This window comes from Rossellomorea sp. GQ25, assembly GCF_059758515.1.
In genome coordinates this window covers 1,010,947-1,024,440 of the sequence record NZ_JCAXEQ010000002.1, presented here as the reverse complement: position 1 = coordinate 1,024,440, position 13,494 = coordinate 1,010,947, and the positions used below count along the sequence as shown (strand labels likewise).

The window sequence follows — 13,494 nt, the reverse complement described above, 5'->3', positions numbered from 1 at the left end:
ATTCTGATCAATTTAGCAAGAAAGGGTTGTGGAAATGGATCGACAATCAGCCGAAAACCGTATAAACGAACTACATGAATTGTTAAATGAGTATAATTATGAATATCATGTTCTTGATAAGCCATCTGTTCCCGATTCTGAGTATGATCAGCTACTGAGAGAACTCATCGAACTGGAAGATCAATTTCCTGATCTGAAAACATCTGATTCACCTTCTCAGCGTGTTGGTGGAGCCATATTGGACGCCTTTGAAAAAGTGGAACATCGGACGCCGATGCTCAGCTTGGGGAATGCTTTCAACGAAGAGGATTTGCGTGACTTTGATCGTCGTGTCCGTCAAGCCGTTGGAGATGACTTTTCCTATGTATGTGAGCTGAAAATCGATGGGTTGGCTGTTTCTCTTCGTTATGAAGATGGTGTCTTTGCTCAAGGGGCGACGAGGGGAGATGGATCGATAGGAGAAGATATTACATCAAACCTTAAGACCATCCGTTCCATTCCCTTGAAGATTTCTGAAAAGGTTTCCTTTGAAGTCCGGGGAGAAGCCTTTATGCCTAAAGGTTCCTTCGAAGCGTTAAATAAAATCAAAGATGAAAAAGGGGAAGAGCCTTTTGCCAACCCCCGCAATGCAGCTGCAGGTTCCCTCCGTCAGCTCGACCCTAAAATCGCAGCATCCCGAAATCTCGATCTCTTCTTATATGCATTAGCGGATATTGGAGATACAGGGATTGACTCTCACAGTGAAGGGTTAGATAAATTAGAAAGTCTCGGATTTAAAACAAATCCTGAACGGCAGCAATGTGCCACAATTGAAGAAGTCATTGATTTTGTCGGCAAATGGACCGATCAACGTCCGAATCTGTCCTATGACATTGACGGGATCGTGATTAAAGTTAATTCATTAGAGCAGCAGGAACAGCTCGGAACGACAGCGAAAAGTCCACGCTGGGCGATTGCATTCAAGTTCCCTGCTGAAGAAGTGGTAACCGTCTTAAAGGAGATTGAACTGAGTGTTGGCCGTACCGGCGTGGTGACACCAACGGCGATACTGGAGCCTGTACGTGTCGCTGGTACAACCGTTCAACGCGCGTCCCTTCATAATGAAGATCTTATTAGAGAAAAAGATATTAAAATCGGGGATCAAGTCGTCATTAAAAAAGCCGGTGACATCATTCCTGAAGTGGTCAACGTATTAGAAGACAAGAGGACGGGTGACGAACAGGAATTTCATATGCCTACTCATTGTCCTGAATGCGAAAGTGAGCTGGTCAGACTTGAAGGGGAAGTCGCCCTTCGCTGTATCAACCCTAAATGTCCAGCACAGATTCGGGAAGGTCTGATTCACTTTGTATCCCGAAATGCCATGAACATCGATGGTCTGGGAGAAAAGGTGATCAGTCAATTATTCAGGGAGAAATTGATTGAAGATGTGGCAGACTTGTACCGGTTAGAGCGTGATCAACTTCTACAACTGGAGCGCATGGGTGAAAAATCCGCGGATAACCTATTGGGTGCCATTCAAACTTCAAAATCCAATTCCCTGGAAAAATTGCTCTTCGGACTCGGAATCCGTCATGTTGGAGCAAAAGCGGCGAAAACATTGGCTCAAGAGTTCGGATCAATGGATAAGTTAATGAACTTGGGCAAAGAAGAGTTAACCAATGTAAACGAAATCGGTGATAAAATGGCTGATGCCATTGTGGCCTATTTTGAAAATGATGAAGTAAAAGAACTGATCCAGGAACTGAAAGATGCCGGTGTAAATCTTGAATACAAAGGACCGAAGCCGGTAGTTGTAAGTGAAGTCGACTCTTATTTTGCAGGGAAAACCATTGTGTTAACCGGAAAAGTTGAACGATTAAGCAGAAATGAAGCAAAAGAAAAGATAGAAATGCTCGGTGGAAAAGTCACTGGCAGTGTGAGTAAGAAAACCGATCTTGTCATCGCAGGGGAAGAAGCAGGGTCAAAGCTTGTGAAAGCCAATGAGTTGAACATCGAAGTATGGGATGAGGACAAGCTGATGGAAGAACTTAACCGATAAGAGGTGTAACGAGTAATGAAAAAAGGGATTTCGGTCGCTCTCTCCGCACTATTGTTATTAGGAGGTTGTGCTCCGACATTTGAAAAGCAGGATCAGGTCGTTCAGGAAAACCAAGATAGCGAAGCAAAAAAAGCGATCATTCCAAGCTTCCAGATATCCAAGGAATACTATAAGACGATGCTCCCGTATGAAACGAGTAAAACCCGTGGAGTCGTCGTCAATGATTTAGGATCAAGATATGATATCAATGAAATTGAAACGGGCTTGCTGAGGGTAGCCCAAAATCGTTTTTCAACGGATGAATATTTTTTCAAAGAAGGACAATTCCTCACAAAGAAAACAGTTGATAGCTGGCTTCAACGAAAATATACAAGTGAACAACTGAAAGAAAAAGGACTTCAAGAATCTGAGAATGTGGGGCTTAACCCTGTCCAGACAAAAGGTGAGAACGCCCCAATCTACTTAGCGCATGTGATTGAACATAATTACTTAATGAAAAAAGAAGACAACAAGGTCCATCTAGGTGGAGTGGCAATTGCTCTATCATTGAATTCTGTTCAGTATGAAACCAATCTCTCATCTGGAACAAGAACAGTAAAAAACATTAGCAATGAAGTCTTAAAGGAACAAGGAGCGAGAATTGCCGACGAAGTCCTCAAACGTCTTCGTCAGAAAAAAGAACTTCAAAACGTTCCCATCACGATCTCACTTTATAAACAGGCTCCAAAAGAACAGGTCGTCCCTGGTCACTTCTTCGCCTACACAACCGTTGAAGCAAACGAAAGCAACATCCAAAACTGGGAAGGAATTAATGAAGAATTTTACTTATTCCCTTCTCCGGAAGCTCAAAAAAGTCATCCAAACGATTATAAAGTATTTAACGAGCTGAAAACGGATATTGAGAAATACTTTCCTGTTTACACAGGTCTGACGGGACAAGCACTCTATCAAAACCAGAAACTGTCCAATATGAAATTTGAGGTAGCCCTGTCCTTCCAAGGAAAAGCTGAAACCATCGGATTCGCCCAGCACCTTTCCAGCATGATCAGCAAGCAGACGCCGGACACCTGGGACGTAGAACTCCTCGTGTCATCGTCCTATGGGCCAGAAGCTCTGATTGTGAAAAAGCCTGGTAGTAAAGAAACGTATTTGCACATTTATGAATAGAAGAGGAGAAGGACTAATCTTATAGATTAGTTCTTTTTTTTACAGATAGGATTGTAGAGTGGTCGAGAAATTAGTTGAATCTTGTATAAATGTCATATCATGGAAGTTTTTTGATAAAATGAAACTTAGGTTGATATGACTTATAAAGGGGGATAAATCTGAATAACAGCGATAAACTTGAACTTCGTCATGTATTTCATGATAATTCCAAAAAAATGAAACCGAACGCCACGGATATCCGTAATCTATACATTGATTATAAATAAAATAAAAACAAAGAAAGGGGCAAAGAATGATGGAAATTATTGCACTTGTTATAGCTGGAGGAGCTTTCTCAATTGTCATGATCCTTCTTGGAGAAAACAAGAAATTAGATAAAAGAGTGAAGGAATTAGAGAACAAAATGTAATCGAATAAAAGCTTGGGGAGTCTCAGGACATGATCTGCATTCGCTACAATTTACCAGTTTCCAGTAGCCAATCAGGAAATTCTATTCCCCACCCTTTTCTTCATGTATATGAATGTATCATTTGTTGCAAAATAATGATGCTAACGTTAGTGGAAACCAGTAAATGAAACAAATAGGTGAACAAAAAGTAACTTAATTTTATAAATTTTTATGAATAGTTATAGCTAAAAAAGCGCTTTCATAAAAATATATGCATTATATATGAATAATTATTCATACGGGTGAGTTTATTCAGAAAATTCTGTGTGTAAATGTTGTAAATGTATGTTAGTATAATAACGTTGTGAACTTGTTACGGAATGTCGCTTCGCAGAATGAACTTTTTCAAACATTATTGATTGAATAAGTTTACAACCCGTATGCATGGGGTAAAGAACTGTTGGACTTGCAAATCGGAAGGTCTTTTGGCATGGATCGAAAGTTAGATTAAGCACCTAACGAAAAGCAATACAAATTTATTGAAAGGAGAATGCTAACTACACAATGGATATAGCTACTTTAGTCACCTTTATCGTATATTTAGTTGGAATGCTCGCAATCGGTATTATTTCTTACAAATTAACAAGCAATTTATCGGATTACGTTCTTGGAGGACGTAGTTTAGGACCGGGGGTAGCAGCATTAAGTGCTGGTGCTTCAGATATGAGTTCCTGGTTGTTACTGGGACTGCCTGGCCTTGCTTATGCAATTGGTTTAGGTTCGATTTGGTTAAGTATTGGGTTAGTAATTGGTGCTTATTTAAACTGGAGATTCGTCGCTTCAAGACTACGCGCTTACACGGAGGTTGCAAACGATTCTATTACGGTTCCGGACTTCTTTGAAAATCGTTTTAGAGATGGTTCCCGTCTCCTTCGTGTCATTTCAGCAGTGATCATCTTGGTATTCTTTACCTTCTACACATCTTCAGGTCTTGTAGGCGGAGCGCTATTATTCCAGGAAACGTTCGGAATGTCTTACAATCAATCACTTTGGATTGGTGCTGCAGTAATCATTTCTTACACATTCCTTGGAGGATTCTTAGCAGTAAGTTGGACTGACTTCGTTCAAGGTATTCTAATGTTCCTTGCGTTAATCATTACACCAATCGTTGCGATCATAGAGCTGGGGGGATGGAATGCTACAGTTGATGCTGTTCGTTCTGTTGACGCAGCCAATCTTGATACAATGAATACGATGACGCTTATGGGAGTCATTTCACTCCTTGCTTGGGGACTTGGTTACTTTGGTCAGCCGCATATCATCACTCGCTTTATGGCACTTAAATCCACCAAAGATGTACCAAAGGCACGCTGGATTGGTATGAGCTGGATGACGTTATCAATGATTGGTGCTGTACTGGTCGGTTTCTCCGGTATCGCCTATTTCGCCGATATGCCATTAATCACAGGTGATGTTGATAATTCTGAGAAAGTATTTATCTTCTTTACAGATGTCTTATTTAACCCATGGGTATCTGGTATTCTGTTAGCGGCGATTCTATCTGCTATCATGAGTACAATTGATTCCCAATTACTTGTTTCTTCCAGTGCGTTAGCGGAGGATTTCTATAAAGCGATCCTCCGTAAAAATGCTTCTGACAACGAACTTGTATGGGTAGGTCGTATCGGAGTGCTTCTAATCGCATTCATCGCGATCATGCTTGCTATTCAAGGTAACCCTGCGAATGGCGGTGGTACGAAGATTCTCGATCTGGTAAGTTACGCCTGGGGTGGATTCGGTGCCGCATTCGGACCAATCATCCTATTGTCTCTATACTGGAAAGGTATGACACGAAACGGTGCATTAGCTGGTATGATCACTGGTGCTGTAACAGTCGTCGTTTGGAAACAGCTGACTGCAGCTGGAGTTATTCCATTCGAACTGTATGAAATTGTTCCAGGATTCTTCCTTGCTATGCTGGCAATCGTGATCTTCAGTAAGGTTGGACCACAACCAAGTGCTGAAATTCAAGCTGAATTTGACGAAGCTGTTGCCAAAGACATCGTTAAATAATGAATTAGAGTATCGATAAGAGGTCCGTCCCTCGTCACTTATGAGTGGCTAAGGGACGGACCTCTTTTTTTGTTGGGCTTGAACTTCTGTTTTTCATTAGATGGGAATTTGAGATACATGTCCTCAGAGATAGGATTGCGAAATTTGTCGAAAGAAAATTATCAGAAAGTTGTTCCAAATTCAAATACTCTGTTATATAATACAAACATGTTAAATAATCTGTATTATAACAATAAAGATTTGTTTAATACTGCTAAGGAGTGATGGTGTTCAATGTCTACAAAAATGGTTGGTATCAAGGTAACTGGGGAACTTCAGCCAGGCTTTGATAAAATTTTATCTCAGAAAGCATTGCAGTTTTTAGAACAACTGGAGCGCCGATTTGGAGAAAAACGGAAAGAACTGTTACATAACAGAGAGGAACAACAGGAACGAATCAATGGAGGAGAGCTTCCTCGCTTCTTACCTGAAACAGAATCGATTAGACAAAGTGAATGGAAAGTGAGTCCGATTCCTCAAGCTTTACAAGATAGAAGGGTAGAGATCACTGGACCTGTTGACCGGAAAATGGTCATCAACGCATTGAACTCTGGTGCAAAATGTTTTATGGCATGTTTTGAAGATGCCACTTCGCCTACATGGACGAACCTCATAGAAGGACAAATCAACCTCAGAGATGCAGTACATCAAACAATAGACTTCACGAATCCAAATGGGAAGCGTTATGAATTAAATAAAGAAAATGCCGTATTAATTGTTCGGCCAAGAGGATTACATCTGGAAGAGAAACATATCGAACTGGATGGGAAATCAATATCAGCAAGCCTTGTCGACTTTGGATTATTCTTTTTTCATAATGCCACTCATTTAACCTCAAGGAACAAAGGCCCTTATTTTTACTTACCTAAATTAGAAAGTCACCTGGAAGCGCGCTTCTGGAATGATGTGTTTATTTTTGCCCAGGAATTTATCGGGATTCCTCAAGGGACGATCAAAGCAACGGTCCTGATTGAAACCATCACAGCGGCATTTGAAATGGATGAAATCCTTTATGAACTAAAGGAGCATTCAGCAGGGTTGAACTGCGGAAGGTGGGATTATATTTTCAGCTATATTAAAAAACTTCGGGAGCAAGAGGATGTTATCCTGCCTGACCGTTCAACGGTCACGATGACAACGCCCTTTATGAGATCGTATTCTTTGCTCACAATTAAGACCTGTCACAGAAGAGGAGCTGCTGCAATCGGAGGGATGGCGGCACAAATTCCAGTAAAGAACGATCCTGTGAAAAACGAAGAAGCGTTCAACAAGGTGAGAGCAGATAAAGAAAGAGAAGCACAGGATGGTCATGATGGCACCTGGGTAGCTCATCCTGGTCTTGTACCTGTTGCAATGGACGTTTTCAATCAAGAAATGAAAAATGATAATCAAATTGCAGAGAAAACACTAGATGATATCGAAGTGTCAGAGCAGGATCTTCTTGAAGTTCCTCAAGGGACGATAACAGAAGAAGGTGTCCGCTTAAATATTAACGTCGGAATTCAATATATATCTTCCTGGCTGAGCGGCCAAGGAGCAGCACCGATCCACAACTTAATGGAAGACGTGGCAACGGCTGAAATTTCCCGGGCTCAACTATGGCAATGGATCCGTCATCCAAAAGGAGTTCTTGACGATGGCCGCAACATCACCATCGATCTCTATGAACAACTAAAGCAAGAAGAACTAACCAAACTCAAAAGCCAAATGGGAGAACAACTGTACAAAGAGCGCCGGTTCTCGGAAGCTGTCCAACTATTCGACCAACTCATCCAAAACGAACAATTCACAGACTTCCTCACCACCCCGGGTTACCGAATCCTTTAAAGGGACGGACCTGGAAAAAGCATCAACAAAGCAAAAATGGTTGAATACTCAAGCCTAATTACTTTAATGAATGACCGCTGCAGTGAATGGAGGGACGGACCTCAAACTACTGTACATCGGTTAGATATAAATTCACCAAAGTACTTCTTATCAAGAATCAAAACCAAAAAACAAACAAAAGGGAGAGATTATCAATGGTAACAGCAAATAATGAACGCGTAAAAGCACTGCTAGAGAATTGGGAGATGGATCAAAGGTGGGAGGGGGTATCCCGACCTTATTCAGCTGAGGATGTTATTCGTTTAAGAGGATCAATTGATATTGAGTATACTCTTGCCCGACGCGGATCTGAAAAGCTTTGGAATCTGCTTCACAAAGAAGACTACATCAACGCACTTGGTGCCTTGACTGGAAACCAGGCTGTCCAACAAGTAAGAGCCGGGCTGAAAGCGATCTACTTAAGCGGATGGCAGGTAGCGGCGGATGCTAACCTGGCCGGGCAAATGTACCCCGATCAAAGCTTGTACCCTGCGAACTCTGTGCCATCCGTCGTGAAAAGAATCAACCAGGCTCTTCAGCGTGCTGATCAGGTTCACTATGTTGAAGGTGATGAATCGATCGATTGGTTTGTCCCGATTGTAGCCGATGCAGAAGCAGGCTTTGGCGGACAGCTTAATGTCTTCGAACTCATGAAGGGTATGGTCGAAGCAGGGGCTTCAGCTGTCCACTTTGAAGATCAACTTTCTTCTGAGAAGAAGTGCGGACACTTGGGAGGTAAAGTATTACTGCCAACACAAACGTCCGTGAAGAATTTAATTTCAGCACGTCTAGCAGCAGATGTAATGGGTGTACCAACATTAATCGTAGCCCGTACAGATGCGAATGCTGCAGATTTAATCACGAGCGATGTGGATCCGTATGATGCGCAGTTCATTACAGGGGAACGCACTCCTGAAGGGTTCTTCTGTACAAGGGCCGGTTTGGATCAGGCGATTGCAAGAGGCTTGGCTTATGCTCCTTATGCAGATCTTGTTTGGTGTGAAACATCAGAACCGAGTCTTGAAGAAGCTCGCCAATTTGCTGAGGCAATTCATGCTGAGCATCCAGGGAAATTATTGGCGTATAACTGCTCACCATCCTTTAACTGGAAGAAGAAATTGGACGATGAAACGATCGCTAAGTTCCAAAAGGAGCTTGGGAAAATGGGCTATAAATTCCAGTTCGTAACGCTTGCAGGATTCCACGCACTGAACCATAGCATGTTCGAGCTTGCCAGAGGATACAAAGAACGTGGAATGGCTGCATACTCCCAACTTCAAGAAGCGGAATTTGCCAGCGAGAAGTATGGCTATTCAGCTACGAGACATCAGCGCGAAGTAGGAACAGGCTACTTTGACGAAGTATCGATGGTGATCTCGGGGGGAACATCCTCTACAACAGCCCTTAAAGGTTCGACAGAGGCTGCTCAATTCTAAAAAATTCAATTGCATAAAAATATAAATGAAGGTCCGTCCCTTGGGGGTTGTTATACCCCGAGGGACGGACCTTTCTTTAGGCGCTTCCTTGTAGTACTATCGATGCAAATTTGTGAATAGTTTAACTTTATAGAAATTATTTATAAATATACTATTGATTTTATTAATATACATCAATATAATTAGAGCTAATTTAAATTTAATCTGTGTGGTGAATAGTTATGAATGTTGGTATCGTTGGAAGTACGGGTTATGGTGGAGTGGAGTTGCATCGGTTGTTATCAAATCATCCGAATGTAGATGATTGTATTTTATATTCATCTTCTTTGGAGGGGGCACCATATGCAGATCAATATCCACACCTCATTAACTTGTCACATGAAGTAGTGAATCCTATCAAAATCGAGGAAATGAAGCAGCTTGATTTCGTCTTTTTGGCTGTTCCTTCCGGGGTATCGAAGGAATTATCTCAGAAGCTCCTCGGTGAAAAGGCGAAAGTGATCGATCTTTCAGGAGACTTGCGTTTGAAGAATCCTCAAGAATACGAAGAGTGGTACAAAGGAGAATCAGCCTCTTCAGATGTTTTACAGAAAGCGGTGTATGGTCTCACAGAATGTAATCGACAATCCATTCAAGAGGCGGAACTGATAGCGAACCCAGGCTGCTTTCCGACTGCCTCCCTTCTAGGGTTGGCTCCGCTGTTTCACCATGAGCTTGTAGAGCCACATTCCATCATTATCGATGCCAAAACGGGATTATCGGGAGCAGGGAGAAAAGCGACTCAATCCAGTCACTTTTCAGAGACTCAAGAAAATCTACGAATCTATAAGGTTCATCAACACCAGCACACCCCTGAAATTGAACAGCAATTGAATGAGTGGAACAGCGAAGCGGGACCCATTACCTTTACGACTCACCTTATTCCCATGACCCGTGGGATTATGGCTACGATGTACACGGAATTAAATAACACATACACCACTGAGCAGTTACACAACATCTACCAAGACTATTACGAAAAGCATCCCTTCATCAGGATTCGTCCTGTTGGCCAGTTCCCAAGTACAAAAGAAGTGTTCGGCACGAATTTCTGCGATATTTCGATAAAAGTAGATTCACGGACGAATCGGGTGACGATTGTGTCTGTGATCGATAACTTGCTAAAAGGAGCTGCCGGCCAGGCGGTTCAAAATATGAATGTAATGTTAGGGTTAGACGAAACGACTGGACTCTATCACTATCCAATTTATCCATAAGAGGGGGAGAATCAATGAAACTAGTAAAAGAAAAAGCTGTTCAACCAATTCCTGGAGGAACGATTCTTTCACCTCTTGGGTACAAGGCAGGGGGGATGCATACCGGTCTTCGATACGCAAAGAAAGACTTCGGGGTCATCTACAGTGAGATGCCTGCACAAGTCGGAGCGGTTTATACGCAAAGTCATTTTCAAGCTGCTCCCCTTAAAGTGACACAAGAGAGTATCTTGAAATCACACACACTACAAGCGATTGTGGTCAACAGTGCGATCGCAAATGCCTGTACGGGTGAACAAGGATTAAAAGATGCATATCAAACGAGGGAGTGGGCGGCCAAACGATTTCAAATTCCGGAAGAGTATGTAGCCGTTGCTTCGACAGGAGTCATTGGAGAGTGGCTTCCTATGGAGAAGATTGAAAAGGGCTGTAACGAAATCGAGGTTGATTTGACAGAGCAGAGTGCCCAATCTTTTCAACAAGCCATCCTAACGACGGATCTTATCGAAAAGACTTCATGCTATGGCGTAAAAATAGATGGAGAAATGGTCACAATCGGAGGATGTGCGAAGGGATCAGGTATGATTCATCCAAATATGGCGACGATGCTCGGCTTCATTACAACGGATGCATCGATTTCATCCACCGTCCTGCAAAAAGCACTTAAATTAGCGATCGATCAATCCTTTAATCAAATCACTGTAGATGGTGAAACATCTACGAATGATATGGTCATTGCGATGGCAAACGGGATGGTAAAGCACGACACTTTACATGAAAGCCATCCTGATTGGCATCACTTTCAAGAGGGGTTAATTCACGTATGTCAAGATCTGGCTAAACAAATTGCCAGGGATGGTGAAGGAGCAACCAAACTCGTGGAAGTGAATGTTAAAGGAACTCACTCCCATCAAGACGCCAATATTTTAGCAAAAAAAATCGTCGGTTCCAATTTAGTCAAAACGGCACTCTTTGGCAGGGATCCAAACTGGGGAAGAATCGTCGGTGCCATGGGACACAGTGAGGTGACGATCGAGCCCAATCAATGTGATATTTATATTGGAGAAACACTCGTGTTTTCAAATGGTACTCCTCAGCCATTCAAGGAAGAGAGTGTAAGTCAGTATATGCAAGCGGAACATGTGATCATATCTGTCAGGTTGCATGGTGGCGAAGGAAAAGGAAAAGCTTGGGGGTGCGATCTTACGTATGATTACGTCAAAATCAATGCAAGTTATCGAACATAAGCCAGTGATTGCAATCAAACTGGGAGGAAGTGTCCTTTCTAAGCTCTCATCCCTTTTCTATGAAAGTATAAAAGGTCTTCAGCAGCACTACCATGTAGTACTTGTTCACGGGGGAGGCCCTGAGATTACGGCTATGCTGAACAAGCTGGCCATCGAATCCACCTTCATAAATGGCCAGCGAAAAACCACAAAGAAGGTTTTTGGAGTCGTTGAACAGGTGTTAAAGGGCAAAGTGAATAGCGAGTTAACACATCAACTCAATTTGGCAGGTATAAACGCAATCGGATTAAGCGGGTACGATGCCCATTTGTTAAAGGCCAGTATCATGGATGAAGGATCTCTGGGTTATGTTGGCAAAATTGAAGAAGTTAACCTTACTCTGTTAAACAATCTGCTTTCGCTAAACTACGTGCCTGTTATCGCTCCCCTTGCCACAACAAACAATGGGGAAAAGCTAAATGTGAATGCAGACCTGGCTGCATCAGCCATAGCAGAAGCCCTTCAAGTAGAGAAATTGGCCTTTGTCACAGACGTTCCGGGAATTTTAAAAGAAGGGGAAATTGTTTCACGTGTAACAAAGGAAGAGATCCTTCATTATATAGAAACCGGAATCATCCACGGCGGAATGATTCCAAAGGTGCAGGCAGCCCTATCGGTTCTGCAGCTTAACATTAAAGAAGTAATGATCGTCGGGTGTCAGGACACGATCATTCAAGATGGAGAAATGCTGGGTACACGTATAACAGAAGGAGGAGGAGTCGGGGCGGTATGAGTCATTTATTTCCTACTTATCAAAGGTTAGATATTGAATTGGTTACAGGAAACGGCACGGTTGTTCAAGATCAGAACGGGCAATCTTATTTGGATTTCATTTCAGGTATAGCGGTTTGTAATTTAGGTCACTCTCCTTATGTTGTTAAAAAGGCTCTTGATAAACAGTTGGATAAACTTTGGCATGTATCAAACCTGTTTCCGATTACGTTGCAGGAAGAGACAGCTTCACTTCTTGCTTTCGCCAGCGGCTTAGATGCGGTTTTCTTCTGTAATAGTGGCGCTGAAGCGAACGAAGCGGCGATTAAGTTAGCCAAAAAGCACACGGGCAAAACGAAGATCCTGACCTTCAAGCAATCGTTTCATGGCCGGACCTTTGCGACCATGAGTGCCACGGGGCAGGAGAAGGTTCATAGCGGCTTTGGTCCATTGCTACCAACCTTTGACTATCTTCCTTATAACGACGAACAGGCTCTTTCGAACGTGAAAGAAAAAGACGTTGCGGCCATCATGGTGGAAGTGATTCAAGGGGAAGGCGGGGTCAACCCTGGTACTCTGTCCTTTTTACAAGCAGTAGAAATGAAGTGCAAGGAGATGGATGCTTTACTCATCGTCGATGAAGTTCAAACAGGGATCGGGCGTACGGGAGTTCCATTTGCTTATCAGCATTATTCCCTGCAACCGGATATCGTCACGACGGCTAAAGGATTGGGAAGCGGTTTTCCCGTCGGTGCCATGATGGGCAAAAAAGATCTTGTTTCCTCCTTTTCACCGGGAACTCACGGGTCGACATTCGGAGGCAATCCATTAGCGATGGCAGCAGCGAAAGCGACTCTTGAAACGATTGTTGATGCAGCGTTCCTGCAAGAAGTACAAAGTAAATCTGATTACTTTATGCAGGAGCTGAAGAATCAACTACAGGAATGTTGGAGCGTAAAAGAGGTAAAAGGGATAGGCTTTATGATCGGCATCCAATGCGATATGGAAGTAAAAGAGATCATCGATGAGCTGCGGAACAATGGATTATTGACGCTACCGGCAGGTACTCATGTGATCCGTCTTTTACCACCTTTAACGGTCACCTATGACGAACTCGATCAGGCACTTCACATACTGGTCGGCACGCTAAAACAACATCAATCGGCCAGTGTCTACTAATTTATTTTTTTAAGAAACAAATGTATAAAAATACTTATATTTATATAAATATTCA

The 13,494-nt window shown here is 42.6% G+C and carries 9 protein-coding genes; all 9 read left to right on the top strand.

The window, feature by feature from the left end; all coding sequences use genetic code 11:
- Nucleotides 1-34: 34 nt before the first annotated feature.
- The 9 genes from ligA (at nucleotide 35) to argD (ending at nucleotide 13,439) form a co-directional block, all read left to right on the top strand.
- A complete protein-coding gene (ligA, locus tag AC6CIB_RS10815) occupies nucleotides 35-2,041 on the top strand; it encodes an NAD-dependent DNA ligase LigA (protein WP_498280439.1) in 2,007 nt (668 codons plus the stop codon).
- 15 nt (nucleotides 2,042-2,056) lie between these two features.
- Nucleotides 2,057-3,208, top strand: coding sequence for a CamS family sex pheromone protein (locus tag AC6CIB_RS10810; protein ID WP_498280437.1), 1,152 nt, complete (start codon nucleotides 2,057-2,059; stop codon nucleotides 3,206-3,208).
- Between the two features lie 952 nt (nucleotides 3,209-4,160).
- Complete coding sequence (gene putP / locus AC6CIB_RS10805; RefSeq protein WP_498280435.1) at nucleotides 4,161-5,669, top strand: sodium/proline symporter PutP; 1,509 nt, start codon at nucleotides 4,161-4,163, stop codon at nucleotides 5,667-5,669.
- Between the two features lie 273 nt (nucleotides 5,670-5,942).
- Entirely contained in the window at nucleotides 5,943-7,535 is a 1,593-nt protein-coding gene (aceB, locus tag AC6CIB_RS10800) for a malate synthase A (RefSeq protein WP_498280433.1), read from the top strand.
- A gap of 194 nt (nucleotides 7,536-7,729) precedes the next feature.
- Nucleotides 7,730-9,010 carry an isocitrate lyase gene (gene aceA / locus AC6CIB_RS10795; RefSeq protein ID WP_498280431.1) on the top strand — a complete coding sequence of 427 codons (1,281 nt, stop codon included), beginning with the start codon at nucleotides 7,730-7,732 and terminating at the stop codon, nucleotides 9,008-9,010.
- Between the two features lie 221 nt (nucleotides 9,011-9,231).
- Entirely contained in the window at nucleotides 9,232-10,266 is a 1,035-nt protein-coding gene (argC, locus tag AC6CIB_RS10790) for an N-acetyl-gamma-glutamyl-phosphate reductase (RefSeq protein WP_498280429.1), read from the top strand.
- Nucleotides 10,267-10,280: 14 nt separating this feature from the next.
- Nucleotides 10,281-11,510, top strand: a complete 1,230-nt coding sequence (gene argJ, locus AC6CIB_RS10785) for a bifunctional ornithine acetyltransferase/N-acetylglutamate synthase (protein WP_498280427.1) — start codon at nucleotides 10,281-10,283, stop codon at nucleotides 11,508-11,510.
- Nucleotides 11,473-12,282, top strand: coding sequence for an acetylglutamate kinase (argB, locus tag AC6CIB_RS10780; protein WP_498280425.1), 810 nt, complete (start codon nucleotides 11,473-11,475; stop codon nucleotides 12,280-12,282). Before argJ ends, argB begins: the two co-directional genes overlap by 38 nt.
- Nucleotides 12,279-13,439, top strand: coding sequence for an acetylornithine transaminase (argD, locus tag AC6CIB_RS10775; RefSeq protein ID WP_498280423.1), 1,161 nt, complete (start codon nucleotides 12,279-12,281; stop codon nucleotides 13,437-13,439). Before argB ends, argD begins: the two co-directional genes overlap by 4 nt.
- The last annotated feature ends 55 nt before the right edge of the window (nucleotides 13,440-13,494 follow it).